The following is a 24,708-nucleotide window of genomic DNA, read 5'->3' on the forward strand; positions in this document are numbered from 1 at the left end:
TTTTCCTTCTAGGTTATCGTACTATAAACGGAAGGAAAAGAGAAATGAAAAACAGAGCTGCGGACCTCAGTTTCATCCCATGAAATGACAAAGCCAAGCTCTGTTTTTGCTTTTTCCAATCCAATCCGGCAAAGACAGTCTTGCCGTTACTCCTTTGCCGATTTTCCATGAACCTCCATCGTGGCAGCATGGAAAATTGACTGGCGTGTACCGCTTTATTTTCCTATTTCCTTTTCATTGGCAAAGAACGCGACCGTTTCCTCTAGTCCCTGCCGAAGCGTCGTTACAGGCTTCCAGTTCAGAGCTTCTCTTGCCTTTTCGTTGTCCAGGCAGCTGTGGCGGATGTCGCCAGACCTCTCTGCCTGATAGTCGATCTTGCCTCGTTTGCCCGTGGCGATCTGCAGTAGCTCGCAAAGCCTCTGAACCGTTGTCGTTACGCCTGTACTGATGTTGCAAATAGTCCCGGAGCCAGACGACAACGCCTGTACATTGGCCATTGCCACATCTTTGACGTAGACAAAATCACGAGTTTGCTTTCCATCTCCAAATATAACCGGTGTTTTGCCTGCCAGCAGCTGCTGTGTAAAAATCGAAACGACGCCTCCCTCCCCCTTTACGCCTTGGCGAGGACCGTAGACGTTGGAATAGCGGAGTACGCTTACGTCGATCGCGTGAAACCGGGAGTACCAGTGAAGATACCACTCGCTAAGCCATTTGGATGCGCCATAAAGGGAGATTGGCTGAATCGGATGTGTCTCCTTTATCTTTTCCTCCTGTGTCTCCCCGTAGACAGCGCAGGAAGAAGCAAACACGATCTTTTCCGCACCGCACTTGACGGCCGCATCCACGACATTCAGGGTCCCCATGACGTTGACAGTACCGTCTGAGAGCGGTTCTGACATAGACTTCGCGACGTCTACCTGTGCAGCCTGATGAATCACTGCTTCCGGACGAACAGACCGGAAAAGATCGACGAGGTCATGTTCGCGGATATCCTTCTCGACCAACAGTACATCACGGGAAAGACGGGAGCGGTCCCCTGTAGAGAGGTTATCCACTACCGTCACGTCATGCCCGCGCTCTACTAGCAATTCGACGATATGCGAGCCAATAAATCCCGCTCCGCCCGTCACTAATACCCGCATCAGGAGTCACTTCCTGTTACCTGCAGATGCTCCCGGTACCAGTCGATGGTAAGCTTCAGTCCCTCCGTCAAAGAAACCTGCGGACTGTAGTTCAATACCTCTTTGGCACGCTGCAGATCCGGCTGTCGTCTTTGCATGTCTTCATATCCGGGACCGTACGCTTCTTCATAGGAGAGGGTGATGATCGGCGAAGTCGAGTTGGCGAGCTGAACAACCAATTGGGCCGTTTCCATAATCGTCATCGGTTGATCATTGCCAATATTGATAACGCGTCCATTGGCATGTGGCTGCAATGCCTGGAAGGTTCCTTCGACAGTATCCTGGATAAAGGTAAAGCAGCGGGTCTGTTCCCCTGTCCCATAGACGTAGAGCGGTTCCCCCTTGATAGCGGCAGTAACGAATCGCGGAATCACACCGCCGTATGCAGAAGACGTCGCCCTCGGCCCGTACGTGTTGAAATACCGCAGAATCGTGACGGGCAAGCCCAGTGACGCGTAAGCCAAACAAAGATGCTCATCCAAAGCCTTGGCTGTTGAATAGCACCAGCGATGCGTAGCTGTGGAACCGAGTATCCGATCATCGTCTTCGCGGAAGGGAACCGCCGCATTCTTGCCATACACCTCGGACGTGGAGGCGAAGATCACTTTTTTTCGATCCGGGAACGCTGCTTCCAAAACGAGCTTGGTTCCATCAATATTTCCCTGGATCACCTTCAAAGGATTCTCGACAGTATTTTTTACACCTAATACCGCTGCCAGATGATAAACGGCATCCACTTTTTTCATCAACTCTTGCAACAGGTCCCGGTCCAGTACACTGCCCTGTACAAAGTGCATGTGCGGATGTGCTTGTAAGGGAGTCACAAAGGCTCGCTTGCCGGTCGACAGATCATCCAGCGCCCACACTTCGTGCTGCTCGCGTAATAAGCGCTCTACTAAATGGGAGCCAATGAAGCCGGCTCCCCCCGTCACCAGAATTTTCACGCTGAATCTCCTCCCTAGAGTAAAATGAGATTATCTTGCTGTTCGGTAAAGACTCTTCGGGTATCAAAGAGCAGTCTAGCGTGTTTCCCGATCATCTCGTAAGGCAGCCCTGTATGATCGGTCAGCAGTACGACACAATCAAAGGCTGACAGACTTTCCGGGGAGAGCTCCACACTCTTCGCTTCTCTTCCGTTGACCTTCACTTGGGGCACCAGCGGATCATGGTAGCAGACACTCAGCTCCATACTGTCCAATTTTTCATAGATGGCCAGTGCAGGCGATTCACGTGTATCGTTGACGTCCTTTTTGTAGGTCAAGCCAAGAAGCAGAATTCGCTGCTGCGTCACGGGTTTTTTGTTTCCCATGGCCTTGATGATCCTGCTGATGATGTAGTCTGGCATCTGGTCATTGATCACTTTTGAGAGGTGGATAAAACGTGTTTCCATGTCGTACTGCTTTGCTTTCCACTGCAGATAGAGCGGATCGACCGGGATGCAGTGTCCGCCGATGCCAGGACCGGGATAGTAAGCAGTAAAACCGTAGGGCTTCGTTTTTGCTGCCTCTATCACCTCCCACACGTCTATCCCCATTTCAGCGCAGATCATTGCGAACTCATTCATGAAGGAGATATTTACGAACCGTTGGCAGTTCTCCAGAAGCTTCGTCATTTCTGCTGCTTTCGGTGTGGTGACAGATATGAGATGACGAAAAGCGAGACCGTACACCTCTTTCACCTTTTGCAGGCAGTTTGGCGATATCCCGCTGATTACCTTTGGTATATCTTCTAATGAATACTGTTTGTTTCCAGGATCAATCCGCTCCGGCGAATAACCGAGATAGAAGTCTTTCCCTACCTGCAACCCGCTCCGAGAAAATATCGGCAGCAGTACTTCTTCTGTCGTTCCGGGAAATGTGGAGCTTTCTAGCACGACCAAGTGTCCATCATGCAAATGCGGAACTAGTGAGTTGGCTGCGGCCTGAACATAGCTGAGATCTGGATACGAATGATCGCGCAGCGGTGTAGGCACACACAGGATGATAGCCTCGGCGGAACGGATTTTCGAGAAATCATCGGTCGCTGAAAAACAACCTGTGTCAAACAATGCGGCAACCTCACGATCATGTATGTCGGTCAAATAGCTTTTTCCTGAATGGAGCATTTCTATTTTTTCTGTGTCTACGTCTATTCCGATGACAGACACCCGTTTGGAAGCAAACAGCATGGCAAGAGGTAACCCGACATACCCCAACCCGATAATGGCTACGACAGGTGTCGTATTTTCTTTGTCCACGGTCAACCAGGTTTCCTCCCTTCGTATACGGCTATCTTAGGTTATGTGAACGACTATACTTTCGATATGGTCGGATATACTATCTTTTGAAAGAGTAGTGGAATATCACGAAAAAATAGTTGAACATCCTCTTCCGCTTAGCCGTGGCTTGACATATATCATAGTGAGCCGGTATGCGATGATACAGAAAAGGAGAGATTCATAGGTGCGTATCCTCATCGCAACGTACTGGTATCTGCCGCACGTCGGAGGAGTCAATACCTACGTCAATGTGCTCCGAAAAGAACTGATGGCGGCAGGTCACCAGGTCGATGTACTCGCCCACCACCCGGATATGCAGAAATACTACATTGTCCACTCAGGGCGGTACTTGACGAAAGCAAAAATCAAGCAGGTCGTGTACGACAATGTACTGAAGTACTTCGAAACGTCTCAGCCGTACGTAGATGATTGGATCCGCTGGCGGGAGATTGAACGGTACTCTTTTGAATTGGCAGCCATTTCATTCAATTTGAAGCAGTACGATCTGATCCATACGCAGGACATTATTTCGACGCGAGCGCTATCGAGGGTAAAACCACCGAATGTTCCACTGGTTGCCACGATTCACGGTCTTTTGGCTACCGAACATATGCTCTCAGGGGACGTGACCAGCAAACAATCGCTTCCGTGGAAGTATGTCTGCAAGGAAGAGTACTATGGAGCGACCTCCGCCACCAAAACCATGGTTCCGACTTCCTGGCTAAAGCGGAAGCTGAGCGAGCCGGACTATGGTGTACCTCCTAAACTCCTGCACACCGTTCCCTACGGCATGGACATCCAGCAATTTTTGAGAAAATACAACGCTCCCCCGTCCTCCTATGTTCCGATGGTTGAGAGTGGAAAAACCGTCTTGATCTGCCCCGCCAGACTCGTCCCTGTCAAAGGACACAGATATCTATTGGAAGCCATTTATAGGCTGAAACAAAAAAGAAATGACTTCGTCTGCTGGCTGATCGGCAACGGACCCCTGTACAGTGAAATGGTGTCTCTTGCAAGCTCCCTGGGCATAACCGACGTGGTCCATTTCTTCGGGGATCGTGACGATGTTCCTCAGCTTCTTAGGCAAAGTGACATATTGGTTCTTCCCTCTGTACAGGACAACCACCCATTTTCCATCATGGAGGCACAGGTAGCTGGAAAGCTCGTCGTAGCTTCGAATGCAGGCGGTATCCCGGAAATGGTCTCCCATAAAAAGACCGGCTTTATCTTCGCCTCGAGCAATAGCGATGACCTCGCTTCCAAGCTCAACTATGTCCTCTCGCATCCCACTCTTGCAAAGCAAGTGGCAGTTCAAGGACATCGATGGGGATTGCACCGCTGGTCTCTGTCTACTCTCTTGAAAAATACGATGGGGATTTATTTGTCAGCACTAGAGAAGGTGAGGAAGTAAGATATGGCCATAAAAAAGCTTAGGAGCTCATCTCGACCCGTCAGCCGAAAACGGAAAGCCCCCCTGGTTTATCGCGGCGCTGCAGTGAGAGGTCCGTCCACAAAAATGAACAGGGGAAGGCGCCCGCAAACGATAGCAAGATCGGTTCATAGGTCCACCCCCAGCAAAAATGATAAAGTGTATGCAGCATACCGGCAGATTCTACTAAAAAGAGGCATTCCGATATCCATGCAGCAAGCAAAGAATGTCCCGTACCGTTTGGCACTGTCCACCGTCCAGAAAGCCATGCGGGAACGAAAACCGTCTGTTTCCGGTTCAGCCGCCAAAACAAGGCAACGTCCACTTCGCCGTGCAGGAAATAAACAAGCAGGGCTCATGAGAGGTCCCCGCAGGTCGAACCGTATCATGACCAAAACACGAAAGCGTCGAACCGCATGGACAAGGCGAACACTTGCTTTTCCAGCACCCCCAACCGTTCCGGAGGTGACCCCCATCCCAACTGCGCCAATCCTTCCTGCCATCGAAGCGGATGTTATAAACGCACCTGCACCTCTATCGGAAGAAATTCACTCCCAAAGTGTCGATACACAGCGAATCGAGTCTATTTTCTATCAAAACCGGGAGCAATTGTTCGACCCTGGCTTATGGTCCATGGTAGTAAGTGATCTGCCGTCTGACTATCAGATACCTGACCCAGCATTCACAAGCAGTCTGAGCCAGGCTCACAAACAATTAAACGGGTAAGCCAAGTCTGACGGCAACGATAACGAACAACTGGCAGCCAGTTGTAAACAGAACAAAAACCGTTGTCATCTTAAAGGATGGCAACGGTTTTCTATGTTCCTAGACATCGTTTGGAAGAACGAAGTGATTCGAAGCAAGCTTTGCCGTTCTTCCTATATGTCCAAAGATGTGTCTCCTTCTTAGCTGATCGAAAAAAAACACTCTCTCTGATTTCATGGACTGCAAAAAGGAAAGAGCTTCCATATGATCGCCCAAAATCAGATCCTTCACCAGATTGTTCGTCTTCTGATTGATGATTCTCTTCCGATTCGTCCGCAAGACATCCACACTAGCTGATTGTACGACCCGCATTCCCTGCAAAATCGCCTTTGCTTGGGCCAAAGGGGGAACCATCAGGCTGTCATACCCAAGCCAGGCCGCCACAGATCGTTTCATCGCATGAGGCACTGCCGTCATCGAGGAAAAACCGAGATCAGGGCGCAGCAGCAGGCGATTCAAATATGATTTGGCCATGCTCACAGCGTCAATTCTTGCCGTATTATTAAAAAATCGGTTTACGTTATTCAGCGATATATCCGCTCCGAGGTAGCAAGCTTTGACAAATCTTTGGAGACGTTCAGCTGGAATCACGATATCTCCATCAAGAAACAACAGCACGTCTCCGCTTGCTTCCTTGGCCCCGATCGCTCGCCCAACATCGTGTCCCAATGGAAACGGATAGGAAAGGCAAGTGACATTGTATGTGGTCGCAATCTGTATCGTTCTGTCCCGACTGCCATTTGCAATCACAATAATTTCCTTTGGTCTCAAACGCACCACTTGCTTGAGCACTTTGCCGATCGTCCGCTCCTCGTCCCGAACCGGTATGATGACCGAGAGTCGTTGCATGTTTTGCCTTGTTTGCAGGCTGTCCAGCAAAGGGAGCCTTTTTCTTCGGGCCGCTTTCTTTTTAGCTGGTCTCTTCCCGGTCTTGACCATGGCTTTTCTTTTCGTTACCTGGCCTTTTCTCTTAGGTTTGTAGATGATCACGCCCTTCTCCCCCTTCTATTCGCGCCGTCTCTTTGTGCATGACCGAACGCAAATGAAGATGTCCGGGAACATTCAACAACTGGCGGTTTCGATCCAGGTCATGAAATCCCGCTCGAACTCCCCTTGCTTTTATAAAGTACGCGATCGCCTCAGCGTGGTCTCCAAGTACCAGTTCCTTTACATTTTCCGTTCGTCCGGTCCGTCGTTTATTGACCTTGGCCGTATTAATCGGACAAACACGAGTAATAGACAGTCCCTCGAGAATTGCCTTTACCTGTGCTTTCGGTGGGACAGCTAGCTCCTCCCAGCCGATCCGATTCACTGCTTTTCGGCTCATGGCATGTGGAACGGTGGTCAAAGAACTGCCGACGAGGTCCGGCCTGCCCGTAATATGGTTCAAGAGACGCTTGGCGAGCGAGGTTGGATGCATGTTTCGCTTGGTGCAGAAGCCGGAGTATGCATTTAAGGCGATATCCCAGCCAGCCTGAATGGCATTGATGTAAACGCGCAGCTTTTGAGCAGGGATGACGAAGTCAGCGTCGATAAACAGCAAGACTTCCCCTCTGGCAAAGTAAGCACCTACCGCACGTCCTACATCATATCCTAATGATTGATATCCTTCGATTACACGAGCACCTGAATGAAACGCAAGCTTTGTAGTTCCATCTGTTGTGCCGTTTGATACAACAAGAATTTCAATCGAGGGGGATACCTTTTTTACTTCCTCGATGACGCGGACGATGCGTTTGCCTTCATTGCGAGCAGGAATAATAACCGACACTTTTGGTGCGACAGATAAATCGTCGTCCATCGCGTTTCCCCCTTTCCGGTAAGATGGTTTCTTTTTACCATACGTTGGTCACGCGAGTATGGACACGGCTGTTATCCCCTGACTCCTTGACTTCCACTCTTCGTTTTCTATCAGTATTTGTTTGTGATCATTACGTATGTAATTCTTTTTCTAACCAATGCCAATAAGCCGTCCCTGTCATAGAAGGGACGGCTTTGACACCTGCAATTATTTTATTGCATGCGAGACCAATTTCTTGGGATTTGGCGCATACGCTGACGTCGACGCTTTCTCGCACGGGCTACCGTATAGGTAACCAGAAAAAGATTAAGTCCAAGCCAGGTAAACAGGATTCCGTATCGAGGACCGGTTGGCACGCTCTCCGGTTCTTCTTTGCTTGCAGCGGCTGCTACACGCGGCTCCTCTTTTCGTTTCAAGGCATAGGTACGCGAGAGTTCCCCAGCCCTGACAATTAGCTGGCCATCAGCAGTTACCTCGGTCTCGGGGGTTGTTCCCAAGGGGACAGTCGCATATAAATCGGAATCGGCCGTATAGGTCGGCGCTTCTTCCTGCGAAGTCTGCTGTATACTCTGCTTAGCGCGTGTAAAGGCCTGTCCAGCATGGGCGATTTGCTTTGTCTCAAAATGAGCGAAGCCATAGTCCAGCATGGCAGTAACATCCTTGTAGGAAAGGTTGCTCGAGCCCGCTTTCATCGTAACCGCGATAAATTCTGTGTCTCCCCGTTTGGCCGAGCCGACAAGGGTATTGCGTGCCTGGTCGGTAAACCCGTTTTTGATTCCGGTAGCTCCCTCATAATTTCGGAGCAGCTTGTTATGGTTGACCAAAACCGTTTGCCATTCCAGACCGTCCCATGGCAACCGCTCTGTTGCGACGATTTCTCGGAAAATCGGATTCTGCATGGCGTATTGGGCAATTTTTGCCATATCGGCTGCTGTCGTATAGTGATTCGGATCATGCAAGCCATGGGCATTTGTAAAGTGGGTTTCCTCAATGCCCACTTTTTCGACAAGATAGGCATTCAATCGTTCGGCAAATTGCTCTACGGTACCGCTCAAATGTTCGGCGATCGCTGTTGCCGCGTCATTACCGGAGTTCATCAACAGTCCGTACTCCAGCTTTTTTAGCGTTACTTGCTCTCCTTCTGCAAGGTAGACACGCGTGCCTTCCTCCCAGCGAGCTCTTTTCGAAACAGTCACGATGTCATCCGGATTTCCATTCTCGATTGCGTAAATTCCGGTTGCGATCTTGGTGATGCTTGCCGGATACAGCTTGGCGTGGGAATTTTTTTCGAACAAAACCTGACCGGTCTTTGCATCGATCAAGATAGCAGATTCCCCGCTAATTTGTTCCGGCGACAAGACGGCAGATCCCTCCTGGGCCTTGACCTGCTGTACCGCGGTGGTGGAAAAAACACATGCCACGGCCAGCAGGCAGATGAGTAAATAACGCATGCTATTTTTGTTCCTTTCATAGCTATTCGATCTAGTTGTCATCCAAAAGTAGCGCTTATCTATTATCCGAGACGTTTTCCGAGCAAATCATAGATCATCTTAAACTTCGGATTGTCCTGAAAAGCCTGTTCAAATCCGCTGACGTACTCGCGATACAGGGCGGCAGCCGATTCTAAATCTTGCTTCACATACAATGAGAAGATCTCTTCCAGTTTTTCTTCCAAGGTCGGATCGACCGCTTGCGGCGTTAAAATCTCCTGCCGCAAATTGTTCATCAGCACATCCAGCTGGTGAGTGATCAATGAAGCTTCATGGAGCTGCTCCATCACATTCTGAGGGATGTTCCCTGCATATTTGTATCTGAGCTCATGTTCATTGGTTGCCCAGAAATTCATTCCGAGAGTTCTGATCTGGATTTCACAAAGCAATGTAATTTTTTCGCTGCCATGATACACCGTATAGGATGCAATCATGTGAATGCTCCGATACCCGGAGTCTTTCGGTGATGCAATATAGTCCTTCACGTCATGGATGACAATATCTTCCCGCTCCTGCAGCAGCTGCTGAACCTCGCGTACATCATCAACATAACGGCAGACCACGCGCAATCCAGCAATATCCGTAATCTCGCGTGCGAGATCCGCTTCCCAATCACTCTGCGTAAAATCAATCCCTTTTTCCTGAGCCTTTTTCACCAGGCTGTCCACTTTTTTGACGCGACCTACTACAAACTCGATCGGGGAATACCGTCCCCGCTTCATAAAGCCGTACTTAATTCCTTTTAGCTTTAATTTCAATTCATCAACCGCTTGTTCATAAGGTGCCAAAAAATGAACAAGGTTATTTAATACCCGATTTGGTACTTGTGTGCTTTTCATGCAAAAAACACCTCCATGTCACTCCCAGAGGAAAGGTGATGCATCCAGAAATGGTTGCGGATTGACATACGTATTTCCAATCAACATGCCAAAGTGAAGATGAGGCCCGGTCGAGAAACCCGTGCTACCGATGCGGCCGATTTGTTGCCCGGCTTTCACCAGATCACCCGTCTTTACATCAATCTTGGACATGTGTGCATAGATGGAAAATACCTGGAGGCCGTGGTCAATGATTACCGTGTTACCGGTCAAATACAATGACTCCGCGAGCACGACTTTTCCGTGGTTGGTCGCCGCGATCGGCGTGCCCGTCTTGTTGGCGATATCTATGGCTGCATGTCGATTGGCCGGTACTCCGTTAACCACTCGTTGATATCCGTATGGGGTTGTAATGCGGCCTTCTGCAGGCCATTGAAATTTGTCGGCAAAATACGCTGTCTCCGCAGACTTGGAGCGGGCAGCGTTGATTTTCTTCTGATCGGCATCAATTCTTGCCGTGTCTTGTCTCATTTGGTTTAGTTGCTTGGAAACAGTCAGCTTGTCTACCGCGAACTGTTTGGGCAGGATCGTCAATTCAGCTTTATGCTTGTTATCCGCAGTTTGTATAGGATAGGTCCCGGGCTTTGCGTCAAAAGGAACCGGAATAAACCGGACATACTCGCCGTTTGAAGGCTGAAGCCGGTACGTTTTCTGAAAAAGGGTGACTGACGTAGCCTGTTTGCTTTTCACCAGTACTGCGTCACCCGGATATGTTTGAACGGGTGCGATCGCCAGGTATGGTTGCTCGAAGACAGTCTGGGCGTTCTCTTTTATTTCTTTCCCCATGCTGCTTGTCCCCGCAGAAAAGACCAAAGCGGCTATCAGCATCAGACTGGAAATCTGCTGGATCATCGCGTATTCCCTCCCATTTTCCAGTATAACAAATCAAAGCGGGAAATGAAAAAGAAAAAGAAGGCTAAAATTCTTCAGCCTTCTACCGTTCCGACTGTTTTTCGCTATAATCCGACATCATTTCCATAATTGATTGAACGTTTGTCAGCATTTCGCTGGCCCGTTTTGTCTTCTGTGTAATGTTGTCAAAATCGATGATTCCTTTTTTTCTGTCGTTCCATCGCTTGAACAAATCGCTTGCAGCCGCCGGGTTGGCGCGAATCGCAGCCACACGTGATGGGTCCTGCATAAGCCATGCTTCAAAATCCGGGTTGGCTTTAAACAGGCGTTTCATGTCCTTCTTTTTCACGGCCCGCCGTCCCCCCTCTCTATCCCACAAAGAATAGGATGCCTCCGTTACATTACACCATATGACTAGTCCGCGAATGTGGATTGTGTATTCGCACACTCCGCAGAGAAAGGGCTCCTGTGTAGAGACAAGAAGAAAGACCCCTCTATGAGGGGCCTTCCTGCATTCACATATTTACTTGTAGCTGCACGGATTTATCCGCGGCCTGCCAGTTGTTGTTCAGCAAAGCTAACCAGACGTTTCGTGATTTCTCCTCCGACGGAACCGTTTTGGCGGGAAGTGGTATCTGCGCCCAGGTTTACACCGAATTCTGCAGCAATTTCATACTTCAGTTGGTCCAGGGCCGCATTTGCTTGAGGAACTAACAAATTGTTGGTGTTGCCAGAGTTGTTGTTCGCCATGTGTGATTCCTCCTATCGCTTTTTTCTCCCGGGACGGATTCGAACCGTCAGCGTGCTGCTCCTCTCCAACTGAGACCGAGAGACGTTGAGAAAAGAGTCTTGTTGACCTCTTGTGATACTATCTTCCCTCCAACTGTCCAGCCGCATTCGCCTTTCCTCGATGTAAAATCTGACAGGCGCAAAGAAAAGTGCTCGTCCTGTTTTGTGCTATAATGAGGCGAATAGTCTCGACGATGAGAGGAGTCGCCGTTGTGAACAATCCGCAAAAAATTTTGCTCATTGACGGAATGAGCTTTCTGTTTCGCGCATTTTACGCTTCCGCTTGGACAGGCGGATACCGACAAACGTCTCAAGGCGTTTACACCAACGCTGTGCATGGATTTACCAAAATGATGCTGGACTACATCGACTTGATCCAGCCCACACACGTCGCTGTCGGCTGGGATGTCGCAGCCAGGGAAACCCTTATCCGTAGCCAGTGGTACGATGGCTATAAATCGAACCGCAATGCTCCTCCCGATGAATTGATCCCGCAGTTTGATTTGGTAAAGGAAGTAACCGATGCTTTTTCTGTACCGAATATAGGATGCCCCGGTTATGAGGGGGACGATGTACTCGGGACACTCAGCACGATGCTGGCTGCAGACGGTAATGAGGTTGTGATCGCAACGGGTGACTACGACAGCCTTCAGCTCGTGTCAGAAAAAGTCAGCGTGAAGATATTGAAAAACGGCGGCAAGCATGAGCATTACACGCCCGCCAGTCTGCTCCACCTGCGCGGCATCACCCCAGAGCAGGTGGTCGACGTAAAGGCCCTGATGGGTGATGCCTCCGACTGTATACCCGGCTGTCCCGGTATTGGCGAGAAAACAGCCCATAAGCTGATCACAGAGCATCAAAGTCTGGACAACCTGTACAGCCGGCTGGAGGCTTGTACGCCAAAAATGAGAGCCAAGCTGGAAGAAAACCGTGACCAGGTGTATCTCAGTCAAAAATTGGCGACGATCATCTGTGATGTCCCGATCACCTTTGAGCCGGAGCAAGCAAAATGGGAATACGAAAGCACTCGTGTACGTGAAAAATTTGACGAGCTGGAATTTGGCCGCAGCCTGCTTAGCCGGATCAACTAATGGAGGAGCCATGGGAGAACTAGCCAAAAAGCTCAGGATCAAGGAAGGTCATCAAGTTTTGGTGCTTAATTCCCCCGAGGGCTATACAAACCTGCTGCTCCCGCTGCCGGATGGTGCAGCCATGCAGAGCGAGCCCCCTCAACAACAAGAAAGACAACACCAGGAGCAATTCAAAGGACTGTGTCCTGTTGTTCGTTCACAGCATCTAAAACGGGAGGAAACGAGGGCGAGCAGGCTCCAAAAAACGGTTGAACGGCTTTCATCCGGGCTGAAAAACCCTTGGGTGAAGGCGTGAGCAAGAAAGGGCTGAGCAAGAGAGCCTGAACAAGAAAGCCTGAACAAGAAAGCCGTGCCTCCAAAAGTGGCAGGATTGTAAAAAGACCATCTTTGGCTGCCAGTGCCAAGATGGTCTTTTTGCCGCTTATCCGTTTCAGAATGCGGCTATTGCGATGGTTGTCTCGTTGAAAATACATCCAATAAGAGCCCGGTCTGCTCCTCCCCTCGGCTCTCCCAGGTTGAAGCAAACCTCACCCGATGGGAAACCCCGAGTATGTCGTATTGTTGTACCAAATGCTGCCGGGCAGAGCCGACGATCAGCGTATGCAGCCTCACCTGCTTCTTTTGGGCCAACTGCGCAAGCATGTCCCTTACGTAAGCAGACAGCCCGCCGATGCCATCTGTCGCCATGACGAGATCAGCGGATTGAAACCGGTTGTTATCCTCCAGGATGCGAATCGCGCGCTTCATGGGGGCATCAAAGTGAGTGCCCCCGCCGAAGGCTGTCTGGGCCAAAGCATAGAATCCTGGCCAATCCGGTCTTTTATGGTACAAGGCCCGCTCCAGCAGTTCACCCTTGGCTCCAAATAACAGCAGCATAAAATCTCGCTTTTCCAACAGACAAAGGGCCGCGAATGTCATCACAAACACTTGGGCTAGTCGCAGCTTTCCGCCCTTCATCGAATGAGAGGTGTCCAGCATGAAAATAACGGGGCCCTTCGGCGGCTCCTCATACCAGCCTGTCGTATCGTATGTCATCAGCTTTTGCTCCAGCCATTTCAGCAAAAAATACGTTTCATAGTCGGGATCAGCCAAAAGAACCGCTTCACTGGGGAGCATATGTCCGATATCCCCGGACTGCCTCAGGTTGTCGTATTCCTCCGGCATCCGGCGTGTCCGCTTCTCCTTCTTTTTGATCCGAAAATGGTGGACGTTGCGCCCCACCTCCTCCAAAAAAGAAAGCAGATCAGGATGCCGCTTCAGCTTGTCCACCCATTGCAGGTACTGGTCCAGCGCTTGCCTGCGGAGCTTTCCCAGATCGTTTCCCCAGCGGCGATTTGCAAAGCGCTGGCTGGCCTCAAGCAGCTCGCCAATAAACAGAGTGTCATTTTCCTCACCGGAGAGCGTCTCTTTCAACGAACGATCCAGCCATTGTCCCAGCTCCTGTTCGAACCGCTCGATAGCTTCCCGCTCCTGGCGCGTAAGGCGCTCATGCTGCTTTTCCCGTTTCGTGAGCTCCTCTTCCAGCTTTTTTACCTTCTGTTGCAGCTTGGACCGCTTCGTAAATTGCACCCGCATATCTTCGCGCAGTTCTTCTATTCGTCCCTTGAGCGACTGGATCTCGGCCTCCACCAATGGCCGGGAATCGAGCACTTCCTGTTTCTCTTCAACCAGCCGCTTTCCTTGCTGCAACGTATATCCCACCAGCTGCAGCCGCGAAATCTGTTTTTCTGTAAGAAACTCGGAAAGCTTGGCCTGCTCATTTCCCTCCCCGTGCTGCTTCTGTTTCAGCCCGGCAACCAGTGGCGTCATTTGCTGCTCGCGTTCTCGCTTCTTCACTTCTTCCGCGAAGCTCTCCGCCAGCCACATAAGAGCCTTGATCGCTGTTTTGAACGAAGCGCTCTCCTGCCCGATCGTACGCGGGTGTATAGTCTGGTAAAAGTACTGTTTGCGGAGCGTCTGGACCATCCAACGATGGAACGGCGTGGCTTCCTGTGTCTGATCGATTTCGGGCGCAGAGAGGAAAAAGCAGAGAAAAAAATCAGCCAGAAGCTCCCGGGAAAACCACGGTGCCCGTTTTTTTGCTTCCTCCATCCATTCCATTGCCGTCCGTGATGAATAGCAGAGTCCGTCGAAGACATAACGGTCGACCCTGCTGGCACGAATAATCATGATCGCCGGCAGCCTCCTCAGAGGGTGTAATCATATTCGGTACCCGCAATTTCGCGATCGAACACCGTCCGATATACCCCTTGTATCATCTGTAGAATCCGTTCCCCCTCGACGCGCAGGTGGACGTATTTGACCGTATACTTATCTACTTGATGGATGAGCCTGTTTTTCTCATAGATGTAGGCATTCATATCCTTCTCCCGCCGCTGCCAGCCGAGCAAACGATTCCGCAGATCCCTGCCCGTCTCTTCAAGCTCCAGCCGGCATTCCTCCAGCATGGAGCGGTACTCCTCCGTCCTCTGGGCTCCCATCTTATGACCGATCTCTTTTTTAAACTGGAAGGCGTGCAGCTCCGATTCTTTTTCCAGCCAACGTTGGGCAATCTGATGGTATCTCCGCAAAGGAAGCTCAGCTTCGAGCTCTGCCTTCACCTGCTCCGTAAACCTTTTTTCAAACAGCTCACGCAAGACGGGCAAATCCTCTGGAACCTCCCATAGCATGTGCGGGGTAAAGACGGTATCCCAAATCGACACATAGTCCCGGCCGTTGAGGACAGCAGAGGTTTTCCACACATGAACGATCTTGTTCCATCTCCTGTCAGAGATGACAAACTCCTTTTCCTCGAGATCCTTTTTCAAGCTGTACAAAAAGTAAATCAGGCCCTCCGAGATGGCAACCTTCTTCGAGGCGGACTGGACATCCTTTACATCGTACAATGAGAAGACCACGGGTATCTCTTTTGCAGGCGGATCGAACATCTTTTCATAGCTGGAGGCATGCTGCAGATACCCCACCTCGTAACGGATGAGAAACCGGTCGTACAAGGCCGTCAGCTGCTCTTCTTCGTCGGGCAGTTCATTGGAAGCGGCCACGAGAAAGAGCAGCGGCACTTCTTCTTTTTCTCTTCCGTTAAAGTAAATCCGTTCATGCAAAATGGACAGCAAAGAGTTCAATATCGCGCTATTGGCCTTAAAGATTTCATCGAGAAAGGCGAATTGAGCCGACGGCAAATACCCGGCTGTCTTCCGTACGTATTGGTCTTGTTTGAGCTGCTGGAGCGAAACCGGGCCAAAAATCTCATCTGGTGTCGTAAAACGGGTAAGCAGATAATCAAACCAATGCTCAGACCCGAATAGTTTGGAAATGGAGCGGGCAAGCTGCGATTTCGCTGTCCCCGGAGGACCAACGAGAAGGGCGTTCTCGCCGCTCATGATTCCGAGGATCAGCAGCCGGATCAGCTCGCTCCTCTCAAAAAACCGGCGCTCCAGTACTTCGATCGCTTGATCTATTTTTTGTTGAAGCTGCGTGGTATTCAGCATGGTAAATGGCGCAAAAGGCGCCGGTCCCCCCTCTTTTGCCCTTACTTGGTGAAAAATTGCTTCCTTATCTATCCTCGCATAAACAGCGAAGCATTTCCAGTTGTCGACCACATCAAGAACCGCTCACCGTCCGTATAACGATCAACAAAGATGGGATAAAATGGATAATAATGACAATGAGAGGAAGATTGGGATGCCCCAGGTACAGTTGACGGAAGAGGAATACGAGCAGCTCATGGAGCGTATCTACAGAATCTTGAACCGGACCGAAGAGCTTGACCACGTCACCCACCACTGGATGTGGGAAGTCTGGCGAACGATCCGCTACAACAAAGTGTAAACGAAAATTCCGCCTTCACCCATGCCTGTTTCCTTGCATAGTGTGACAGCAAAGGCATTCTCCTGACTCGATCAAGGAGGGGATTGGCATGGGTGCAGAATTGTTCTGGCTGCACGGCGTATATGTCCTGTTTGTCCTCATCATTATCGCGGCGATGGTGATGAAACGAGACACAAGTCTTTTGTGCATGATCGGGATCGCCGTTCTCGGACTCACTGCTACGGGCTCTGTCACAACAGCGGTTGGCGGACTGTTTGGCAGCTTTATTTATGCCATCACGGAGCTGTTGCCGACGATACTGGTCATATCCATTATCGTTGCGATGAGCCAGGTTTTATCCGAGACGGGGATTAATGAGACGATGATCAAGCCCGTCTCTTCGCTCATCCGCACACCTGCGCTGGCGTTTTGGGTGATCGGGCTTGTGATGATGGCCATTTCCTGGTTTTTCTGGCCTTCCCCTGCCGTTGCGCTGGTCGGAGCCGTCCTCCTCCCAGCAGCCATCCGCGTAGGTCTTCCCGCGATTGGTGTCGCAGTCGCGATGAACCTGTTCGGCCACGGCATTGCCTTGTCTGGCGATTTTATTATTCAGGGGGCGCCCACTCTGACAGCCAAAGCAGCCGGCCTCCCCGTTGCAGACGTCATTTCGGCGAGTGTTCCTCTCGTAATCGTCATGGGAGTGGTTACGACAGTCGCGGCATTTTGGTACTTGAGGAAAGATATGAAGAACGGACTTGTCGCCGAACCATTGAAAAAGATTGAAGATTCCGACTCTGGCAAAAAAAGCGCCTCCACACTGCTTGCTGCTGGCTTGCGCGGTTGGATTGCTGCCGCAGTTATTCTGCTATTCCTCCTCGATGTGTATGCGATGTTCATGCTCCAACTAAAAGGCGGAGATGCCACCGCCCTCGTCGGAGGAACTGCTCTGTTTATTCTCCTCGCTGTCACACTGATCGCTCACAAGCAGGCGGGGCTGGAAAAAGTCACGAATCACCTAATCCACGGCTTTCAATTCGGTTTTAAAGTATTTGGTCCGGTCATCCCCATCGCTGCCTTCTTTTATATGGGCGACAGCGGTTTCGTTAAGGTCTTTGGCGAAACGCTTCCTGCCGGGTCGCAGGGGATTGTAAACGACTTGGGGGTTGCTTTGGCACATACGATTCCGTTAAGCAAGGAAGTGGCGGCGCTTGCCTTGACGGCCATCGGGGTCATCACGGGTCTGGATGGTTCGGGTTTCTCCGGAATTACCCTCGCCGGGTCGCTGGCCCAATTGTTTGCCACTGCTCTGGGAACGGGAGCCGCTACTTTGACGGCACTGGGGCAAATCTCCGCTATTTGGGTCGGGGGCGGCACGATTATACCGTGGGCGCTGATTCCCGCTGCAGCCATTTGCCGCGTCGATCCGTTCGAGCTGGCGAGACGCAATCTTTATCCCGTGGTGATCGGTCTTTTGGTAACGACCCTCGTCGCAATGTTCCTCATCTAAACAGCCAAAGGACGGCCTCTCGAAAAGAAAAATCCTCCGTTCATGATTCGCCAATATCATGTCGGGAGGATTTTTTTCACTTTCTCAGCCAATGCTTCATTATTTCTTCTGATTTTGACCAAGCCTCCATAAAATGGTAGAAGCAAGCTGGAGGAAAGGTCGGGCCTCACTTATGAAACTGTGGATCAAAAGTGTACAGGTGGCAGCCACCTACATCGGAACGATTGTCGGAGCTGGTTTTGCCAGCGGGCAGGAAATCGTTGCTTTTTTTACATCATATGGGGATGCAGGCACCTGGGCCATCTGGGTATCGACTGGCCTGTTCATGTGGCTGGCTTACCGGATGATGCTCCTTGCCCAACAACTTGGTACACCTTCATACGAATCGTTTAATCGGTTGCTGTTTGGTTCTATTGCAGGACGAATCATGAATGTATTGGTATTTTTGACTTTGCTCGGCGTGACCACTGTGATGCTCGCCGGCGCAGGTTCGGTACTGGAACAGCAATTCAATTTCCCCTATACCTTCGGGATTATCACCACAGCCATAGCAGCTTTTCTGCTCCTCCGAAAAGGGTTGGACCGGCTGCTCGCGATCAACTCCATTGTCGTGCCCACTATGCTGCTCTTTTCCTTTCTGATTCTGATCGATGGCGACGTAGCATCACCGCTCCCCTTCCCACCGCCGGACTCCTTCGAAATTTTGTGGCAGGCAGTCTTGTACGTCTCCTTTAATCTGGCGATGGCCCAAGCCGTACTCATCCCGATCGGTTACGCCATCAAGGAGCGTGCAGTCTTAAAAAGAGCCGGCATCATAGGCGGCTGCGGTCTTGGATTCATGATGCTCAGCTCTCATATCGCCATGCTCGCCAATTGGGAACAGATCCGCCATCTGGAAGTACCGATCATCTTCATCACCGGACAGTGGAATGACTGGCTGCAGCTGTTCTTTGTTTTTGTCCTTTACTCGGAAATTTTTACGACCCTCATCTCAAACGTCTTCGGGATCGGACAGCAAGTACGGGAGCTCGTGAACATTCCGGAAACGAGAGTCTATCTTGCTTTATTTACCGTAAGCTTTCTGCTTTGCTTTATCGGTTATTCCGATTTGCTGCTGTTTCTTTATCCGCTCTTTGGGTACCTGGGGCTGGCTACCTTTGTAAAACTGGTTTTGACAAGAGCTGCAAAAACGAAGAGACCTAGACAAAATTAGAACAAACGAACCAAAAAGGAAAATCCACGGAGTATCCTGTGGATTTTGCAATATACAGGAAAGGGCGCTTGCACCATCGACTACGGTATACATACCCGTAGTCATGCAGATGAAATGTATTGTTTTGGCATTGGGGGGTAGTCCGTTGTTTTTAATCAGGTACCGCAATAGGTTTTGTACGGGCGGTTTGATTCAGCCGGCAGTGTGCAGTATTCATCCTGCTCAGGCGAATGCTCATAGGGCTTCGAAAGAACCTCAAGCAACCGATGCATTACACTGTAGTCCCCGTCGTTGACCGCAGCTTCCAGTGCTTCTTCTACCCGGTGATTGCGTGGAATGACAGCCGGATTGCTGCTGCGCATCAACTGCTGTGCGGCTGCTTTCGATTCCTTCTGCCTGCCAAGTCTCGCCTGCCACTGCTCATGCCACTGTGCAAACTCCGGGGTGCCGTTCATCGGTGTGTCCTCCGGCTTGTCAAAAGTCAATGCACGGAAGGTATTGGTATAGTCCGCCCGATAATTTCGCATCATACGGAGGAGGTCTTCAATAAGGGCTTCATCCTGTTCTTCCGCGTTGCTTATTCCCAGCTTTGCTCTCATTCCCGCAAGCCAATTGTGGTAGTACAGCTTCGAAAATGTGGAAAGCTCATTTTGGGCCAGTTCAATCGCCTGCTTTTCGTCGTCATGCAGCAGCGGCAATAGGGCTTCGGCAAATCTCGCGAGATTCCACCCGCCGATATATGGCTGATTGCCATAGGCGTAGCGGCCCTGGATATCAATCGAGCTGAATACCGTCTCCGGGTCGTACGTATCCATAAAGGCGCAAGGACCGTAATCGATCGTTTCCCCGCTGATGGTCATGTTGTCGGTGTTCATGACGCCGTGGATAAAGCCGACTAGCTGCCATTTTGAAATGAGCTCCGCCTGACGCCTGATCACTTCATGAAGCAGCGACAGATAGCGATTTTCACTGTTTTCAATGTCCGGATAGTGCCGCTTTATCGCATAGTCAGCCAGAGCCCGGAGCTCCTCGGCTGTCCCCCAGTTTGCTGCGTACTGAAAGGTACCGACCCGCAAATGACTGGCGGCCACGCGCGTGAGAATCGCACCGGGCAGGTCAGTCTCACGGATAACGGACTCACCGGTCGTCACTACTGCCAGACTGCGGGTCGTTGCAATCCCGAGAGCGTGCATGGCTTCGCTGATGATGTATTCGCGCAGCATCGGTCCGAGTGCCGCCCGGCCATCTCCGCCTCGGGAATACGGTGTTCTGCCTGAGCCTTTGAGCTGGATATCTACCCTTTCGCCTTCAGGAGTAATTTGCTCGCCGAGCAGCAGTGCCCGGCCGTCCCCGAGCATGTTGAAATGTCCAAATTGATGCCCCGCATAAGCTTGAGCGAGCGGGGAAGCGCCCTCGGGAATCCGGTTTCCGGCAAACGCCGAAACGCCATCTTCACTGCGCAGCGCTTGAGTGTTCAATCCCAAGGATGATGCCAGGGACTCGTTGAGAATGATGAGCTTCGGTGCCCGTACAGGAGTGGGACCTTGGCTGGAAAAAAATAATTCCGGCAGACGTGCGTAACTGTTGTCAAAGTTCCATCCTGCTTCTGTGCTTGCTGTTTCCTTTGTCATCTTGGCTCCTTTTTCTTCCTGTTTTTCTTCATTGGAATTGTATCCTATTTATCGTTATCTATGTTCCAGACATTGCAAAGTCATCCCTTTTTAGTGTCCGCTTCCGCCCTTTTATTATACCTGTTCCCCTCGTAGGTGGCCCCTTTGAACAGCGAACGAAGACGTGCTTTCACTAGCCTGTTTCGCATTGTCTGGAAGTTTGCCTAGTCTGTCAAATATTGATGCCAGATCTCTTCTTCTTCGTCTGTCATTTCCCCGATCATCGTGGAAAAGTCGATTTTTCGGTCAAAACAATCCTTTAATCGTGCGAATTGCTGGAAGGAAGCCGTTATTTTCCTCAAAGAGGCCGACCGGGCCAGCTCCTCCAGCTTCCCGATATCGGGACAACCGTTCAGCTCCAGGGACTGAAGTTTAGTAAGCCCGGCCAAGACTGAAACATCCCCAATCGTCGAATCCTTTATCACTATTTTTTGAAGCCTGCGGCAATTTCCCAGAAACGCAAGACCTGGCAAAGAAACCCCTTCCAGCTGAAACGTTTGCAAGTTTACCAGTTGTCCGATCGCGTTCAAATCGCTCTCGCTTACTTGACCGAGTCCAGCAAGGGTCAGCTCTGTAAGCTGAGTGAGCGCCGACAGACTTCGAAGCTGCTCCGCATCCGGCTCGCTAACTTCCAACATACGCAAACCCTTGATCGATGATAACGGTGAAAAATCACGAATAGGTGTATGCTGAATATCCAGGTTTGTCAATTTTGGCAAGCAGCCAAGAGGGGTTACATCCGTGACGGCCGTACCGGAAAGATTCAGTTCCTGCAAATACTCCAAACCTCGCAATGGCCGCAGATCCGATACCGGATTTTTCACCAAATACAATCTTTTCAGATGCTTGCAGCCGCTCAATGGCTCAATCGAACGAATTTCGTTTCCGCTAAGAATCAGTTCGCGCACCTCACTGCAAGAACCAAGCGGAGCGATATCAGTAAGTCCCTGCTGTATAAAAAGCAGCTTTTTCCTGCGAAGAAAAGCCTCTGGTGAACTGCTTGACTCGAGTATCCTTTTCTTCCATTGGTCGTCGAGGCCTTCAAACCACACGTCTGCGTCTGGTACTTCTGAAGCTGCGCGGAATGGTTCGAGAACGGGCAAATTCATCCCGCGAATGGCATCGAGAAAGTGTACCTCTCCCTCCCGACCAAAGCTCCAGGAGGTGTAGTCTTCCTCTTGATCGACACTGTAATTTCCCTCGCGTGCTGTATCTCGGATACATTGCAGGAAATCGGTGAGACGACGAGCTACCACATACTTGACCTCTTCGTCGCGGCCGAAATTGATTACTTGGCCGCTTACACCTTTCTCGTCCGGATCCAGATCGATCCCTAAATGATTGCCGCCCCAGTCTTTGCTGATCGGCAGCCAATAGCGGTTTATGTATCTTTCTTTGATCCAAGCGGCGGGAACGGAATAATGCCCGCCTTCCATGGCGTACTCTTCCTCCAATTCCGCCCATATTCTCCATTCTGCGAGCATGTCTTCCAGCGAAAGAAACGGAAGGTCAAAAAAGAAGCCGGGGCCATCCTCGCTTTGCCCATTGTGTATCTGGTAAAGCTCCCGCAGTTCAGCAGGAAGGGAAAAACCCAGTTCCTCCTCGGCCTTGCGAAGCTCCTCCTCTGTTGCAGGGGGATTAAAGGATGCGGCTAGACCAGGCAAATCGAATCGCAGCTGCTCTATGATTTCCTCTAGCAATTGTCGCATGTGCAAACGTCTCCTTCGCGCCATTTTAGCGATTCTCATTCTTTTTGTAGCTCCAAACAGATCATCTGGCACCGAGGTAAAATCTCAACCTCTGCTTTTCTTTACCATTATAGTAGATTCACGCGGCCATTCCACCTGTTGGATGTTAATTTATGCCAAATCCATCTACTGTTCGCCTGGAAACGGGCGGTCTTGGATGATCCTGTTATGAGAAAAGTATCAATACGCTGCTCAGGGCAAGTCTCCGGTACGATTTACCTCTCGTACTTACGAGCGAGTTCCAGCAAGGCTTTCTTGGCATCACCAGGAAACAAGCCTCCATGATAGCAGATGAGCCGCTCAATGTCGCAGGAAAGCAATCGATGCACGGACCGAACAGCCTCGTCCAGGTCCAAAGCATACTGCGGATTTGCGATATTCAGCTTGCCTTCTTCCATTACGACTGCATCTCCCGCGATCAGCGTTTTGCTGGAAGAAAGGTACAACGAAATATGGCCTGGCATATGCCCTGGTGTGTGGACGATGTCAATGCCGCCGCACCAAGGCAGCCTCTCATCATTGGAAACGGCTCTTTCTACTGAAACGGTTTCAATAGAAGCAAGGAACTGAATAAACTGTTCAGCTTGCGGCTTTGCTTCATCCGGCAACGCATCGTAGGTCGATTCCGCCTGTTCAAGCCGCAACGATTTTTTCGTACCCTCGATGTAGGGAACCTCCCGTTCGTGGGCAATGACTTCGATCTGGGGGTACTTCCGTTTCAGCTCTGCCAGCGAACCGATATGATCCATATCGTGATGTGTCACGATGACTTTGGTGAGCAAATCGAATGCGATGCCATTCTGGAGAGCCGCTTTTTCAAGAAGCGGGATAAAATTCGGATAGCCGCAATCGACGAGAATAAGATCCTGCTCATCTTGAAGAAGAACAGGCGTGATGCTCTGTTTATGTCCATCGTACTCGAACTCGATGTGAAGCAAATGACAGTGATTCATTATCCACATCTCCTTTCTCTTGGCTATAAGATGACTAGGATCTTCGAGCCGAAATCAGCAAAAACATAGGGCGATGAAGCTCCTCTTCCCACTCAGGATGGGAGGCAACTTGTTCACTGGAGGGTCCCCACTCTACTACACGGGTTATTGTAAAACCAAGCCCAATCAGCATGTTCAAATATGTGCCTATCGTCCGATGCTGCTTGACCACTCCTTCGACCAGCCAATTGGTTTTCCGTACACCCTCATATTGATAGTTGTCGACTGGCCACGTCTTGTAACCGTCAGGATGCTTGATCCACCCAGGCCCGCTAGAAGCCGTATAAATCGGATGTTCTACTGAACATACCAGACTCCCCCCTGGTTTGAGAGATGCGTACGCTTCCTTTAACAAGCCCTGCACGTTTTCGATATAGTGAAATGCCAGCGAACTGTACACCAGATCATATGAGTCTCGCTTTAATTCAAGGCTCTCCATGTCTGCCCGCAGATAGGCAATCTGGGAATCCTGCGTTTCCCGTTTCGCTCTGGTCAGCATGTTCTCAGAAATGTCGATCCCGACTACACTTGAGGCGCCATTTTCTTTGGCCCAGCGGCAGAACCAGCCGAACCCGCATCCCAAATCAAGAACATGGGCACCGTGCAAATCCGGGAGCATGGACTGCAGTGTCGGCCATTCCGGTGCACCATCCAGCCCGCTTATGGAACGTCTCAATTGACTGTACCCTTTGAAAAATTCCTCATTGTCATAGATGTTTTGAGTCATGACTCTCGCTCCTCTGTTTGCAGCATCATTTGTCTCCCACCCTACCATCTCTATTCATGCTTCTCAAGCGCATGCATGCACCCGAATCAAACAGAATCATTTCAATAAGAAAAAGCGATATTTGAAGTATCTCGATGGATCACATCAAATATCGCTCCCTTTTACACGCGCTTCTTTTCTTCCCGGATAATTCTGCGGATCGATTGCTCCGTCAGATAATGTCGCTGAGATAACTCCGCAATGGAATCGCCTTGCAAGAAGCTTTTATAGATGTTTTGATTTCGGATTTTGAGCTGAGCCCGAACTCCGGTCAGCTCGCCCCACGCCTTGCGTTTTTCAGCTTTTCTGGGAATATACACATACGCGCCGTCAATGTATTGTTGAATGCATTCGATCACGTGCTTTGGCAAAATATTTTTTGCTTTTTCGTGCTTCATTCTCGCCGCTCCTATCTACAGATTTGTGTAAATAGTGAGCAAAGCCTGCACAAGATATATCAGCCTATATG

Annotated in this window: 23 protein-coding genes; 6 read left to right on the plus strand and 17 right to left on the minus strand. The window is 50.4% G+C overall.

The window, feature by feature from the left end; all coding sequences use genetic code 11:
• Positions 1-215: 215 nt before the first annotated feature.
• Genes NSQ24_RS13875 through NSQ24_RS13885 form a run of 3 tightly spaced genes read right to left on the minus strand, consistent with a single transcriptional unit; the run spans position 216 to position 3,420 of the window.
• Positions 216-1,145, minus strand: coding sequence for an NAD-dependent epimerase/dehydratase family protein (locus tag NSQ24_RS13875; protein ID WP_122958837.1), 930 nt, complete (start codon positions 1,143-1,145; stop codon positions 216-218).
• Positions 1,145-2,128 carry an NAD-dependent epimerase/dehydratase family protein gene (locus NSQ24_RS13880; protein ID WP_031933093.1) on the minus strand — a complete coding sequence of 328 codons (984 nt, stop codon included), beginning with the start codon at positions 2,126-2,128 and terminating at the stop codon, positions 1,145-1,147. Before NSQ24_RS13880 ends, NSQ24_RS13875 begins: the two co-directional genes overlap by 1 nt.
• A gap of 14 nt (positions 2,129-2,142) precedes the next feature.
• Positions 2,143-3,420 carry a nucleotide sugar dehydrogenase gene (locus NSQ24_RS13885; protein WP_031933092.1) on the minus strand — a complete coding sequence of 426 codons (1,278 nt, stop codon included), beginning with the start codon at positions 3,418-3,420 and terminating at the stop codon, positions 2,143-2,145.
• Positions 3,421-3,625: 205 nt separating this feature from the next.
• Here NSQ24_RS13885 and NSQ24_RS13890 point away from each other — a divergent pair, with 205 nt between their 5' ends.
• Positions 3,626-4,852 (plus strand): glycosyltransferase family 4 protein, encoded by a 1,227-nt coding sequence (locus NSQ24_RS13890; RefSeq protein ID WP_003390404.1) that lies wholly within the window; start codon positions 3,626-3,628, stop codon positions 4,850-4,852.
• A gap of 843 nt (positions 4,853-5,695) precedes the next feature.
• On the opposite strand, the gene NSQ24_RS13895 is transcribed toward NSQ24_RS13890, so the two are convergent.
• From NSQ24_RS13895 to NSQ24_RS13925, 7 genes are all read right to left on the minus strand, one after another.
• Positions 5,696-6,625, minus strand: a complete 930-nt coding sequence (locus tag NSQ24_RS13895; protein ID WP_003390406.1) for a glycosyltransferase — start codon at positions 6,623-6,625, stop codon at positions 5,696-5,698.
• Positions 6,606-7,436, minus strand: a complete 831-nt coding sequence (locus NSQ24_RS13900; RefSeq protein WP_003390407.1) for a glycosyltransferase — start codon at positions 7,434-7,436, stop codon at positions 6,606-6,608. The genes NSQ24_RS13895 and NSQ24_RS13900 overlap by 20 nt, the downstream gene beginning before the upstream one ends.
• Before the next feature lie 212 nt (positions 7,437-7,648).
• Positions 7,649-8,887, minus strand: coding sequence for a D-alanyl-D-alanine carboxypeptidase family protein (locus tag NSQ24_RS13905; RefSeq protein ID WP_003390408.1), 1,239 nt, complete (start codon positions 8,885-8,887; stop codon positions 7,649-7,651).
• A gap of 62 nt (positions 8,888-8,949) precedes the next feature.
• On the minus strand, positions 8,950-9,765 hold the full coding sequence (locus tag NSQ24_RS13910; RefSeq protein ID WP_003390409.1) for a GTP pyrophosphokinase family protein: 816 nt from the start codon (positions 9,763-9,765) through the stop codon (positions 8,950-8,952).
• An 18-nt stretch (positions 9,766-9,783) separates the two neighbouring features.
• On the minus strand, positions 9,784-10,656 hold the full coding sequence (locus NSQ24_RS13915; protein WP_339166030.1) for a M23 family metallopeptidase: 873 nt from the start codon (positions 10,654-10,656) through the stop codon (positions 9,784-9,786).
• Between the two features lie 82 nt (positions 10,657-10,738).
• On the minus strand, positions 10,739-11,005 hold the full coding sequence (locus NSQ24_RS13920; protein WP_339166031.1) for a hypothetical protein: 267 nt from the start codon (positions 11,003-11,005) through the stop codon (positions 10,739-10,741).
• A gap of 194 nt (positions 11,006-11,199) precedes the next feature.
• The gene (locus tag NSQ24_RS13925; RefSeq protein WP_003390413.1) at positions 11,200-11,406 is read right to left on the minus strand and encodes an alpha/beta-type small acid-soluble spore protein; all 207 of its coding nucleotides are present in this window, start codon (positions 11,404-11,406) and stop codon (positions 11,200-11,202) included.
• A 251-nt stretch (positions 11,407-11,657) separates the two neighbouring features.
• Between NSQ24_RS13925 and NSQ24_RS13930 the strand changes: the two genes are divergently transcribed.
• Both NSQ24_RS13930 and NSQ24_RS13935 read left to right on the plus strand, forming a co-directional pair.
• Positions 11,658-12,536 carry a 5'-3' exonuclease H3TH domain-containing protein gene (locus tag NSQ24_RS13930; RefSeq protein ID WP_003390414.1) on the plus strand — a complete coding sequence of 293 codons (879 nt, stop codon included), beginning with the start codon at positions 11,658-11,660 and terminating at the stop codon, positions 12,534-12,536.
• Positions 12,537-12,546: 10 nt separating this feature from the next.
• The gene (locus NSQ24_RS13935) at positions 12,547-12,831 is read left to right on the plus strand and encodes a YdeI/OmpD-associated family protein (protein WP_003390415.1); all 285 of its coding nucleotides are present in this window, start codon (positions 12,547-12,549) and stop codon (positions 12,829-12,831) included.
• A gap of 146 nt (positions 12,832-12,977) precedes the next feature.
• On the opposite strand, the gene NSQ24_RS13940 is transcribed toward NSQ24_RS13935, so the two are convergent.
• Both NSQ24_RS13940 and NSQ24_RS13945 read right to left on the minus strand, forming a co-directional pair.
• On the minus strand, positions 12,978-14,705 hold the full coding sequence (locus NSQ24_RS13940) for a hypothetical protein (protein ID WP_039070339.1): 1,728 nt from the start codon (positions 14,703-14,705) through the stop codon (positions 12,978-12,980).
• A gap of 17 nt (positions 14,706-14,722) precedes the next feature.
• The gene (locus NSQ24_RS13945; RefSeq protein ID WP_024984658.1) at positions 14,723-16,024 is read right to left on the minus strand and encodes an AAA family ATPase; all 1,302 of its coding nucleotides are present in this window, start codon (positions 16,022-16,024) and stop codon (positions 14,723-14,725) included.
• Positions 16,025-16,184: 160 nt separating this feature from the next.
• Here NSQ24_RS13945 and NSQ24_RS13950 point away from each other — a divergent pair, with 160 nt between their 5' ends.
• From NSQ24_RS13950 to NSQ24_RS13960, 3 genes are all read left to right on the plus strand, one after another.
• Positions 16,185-16,364: a hypothetical protein gene (locus NSQ24_RS13950; protein WP_339166032.1), complete on the plus strand. Its 180-nt coding sequence runs from the start codon at positions 16,185-16,187 to the stop codon at positions 16,362-16,364.
• An 88-nt stretch (positions 16,365-16,452) separates the two neighbouring features.
• Positions 16,453-17,850, plus strand: coding sequence for a hypothetical protein (locus NSQ24_RS13955; RefSeq protein WP_024984657.1), 1,398 nt, complete (start codon positions 16,453-16,455; stop codon positions 17,848-17,850).
• Positions 17,851-18,022: 172 nt separating this feature from the next.
• Positions 18,023-19,063, plus strand: a complete 1,041-nt coding sequence (locus NSQ24_RS13960; RefSeq protein WP_339166033.1) for a hypothetical protein — start codon at positions 18,023-18,025, stop codon at positions 19,061-19,063.
• Positions 19,064-19,218: 155 nt separating this feature from the next.
• Here NSQ24_RS13960 and NSQ24_RS13965 read toward each other — a convergent pair whose 3' ends face one another.
• The 5 genes from NSQ24_RS13965 to NSQ24_RS13985 form a co-directional block, all read right to left on the minus strand.
• Positions 19,219-20,694 (minus strand): YdiU family protein, encoded by a 1,476-nt coding sequence (locus NSQ24_RS13965; protein ID WP_171506829.1) that lies wholly within the window; start codon positions 20,692-20,694, stop codon positions 19,219-19,221.
• A 203-nt stretch (positions 20,695-20,897) separates the two neighbouring features.
• Positions 20,898-22,442, minus strand: coding sequence for an SMI1/KNR4 family protein (locus NSQ24_RS13970; RefSeq protein WP_339166035.1), 1,545 nt, complete (start codon positions 22,440-22,442; stop codon positions 20,898-20,900).
• Positions 22,443-22,696: 254 nt separating this feature from the next.
• Positions 22,697-23,434, minus strand: coding sequence for an MBL fold metallo-hydrolase (locus NSQ24_RS13975; RefSeq protein ID WP_024984653.1), 738 nt, complete (start codon positions 23,432-23,434; stop codon positions 22,697-22,699).
• Positions 23,435-23,468: 34 nt separating this feature from the next.
• Positions 23,469-24,200, minus strand: a complete 732-nt coding sequence (locus tag NSQ24_RS13980) for a class I SAM-dependent methyltransferase (RefSeq protein ID WP_003390427.1) — start codon at positions 24,198-24,200, stop codon at positions 23,469-23,471.
• A 161-nt stretch (positions 24,201-24,361) separates the two neighbouring features.
• Positions 24,362-24,637 carry a CD3324 family protein gene (locus NSQ24_RS13985; RefSeq protein WP_024984651.1) on the minus strand — a complete coding sequence of 92 codons (276 nt, stop codon included), beginning with the start codon at positions 24,635-24,637 and terminating at the stop codon, positions 24,362-24,364.
• Positions 24,638-24,708: the final 71 nt, after the last annotated feature.

It is taken from the genome of Brevibacillus sp. FSL L8-0520 (genome assembly GCF_037963895.1).
GTDB classification, from domain to species: Bacteria; Bacillota; Bacilli; order Brevibacillales; family Brevibacillaceae; genus Brevibacillus; species Brevibacillus borstelensis.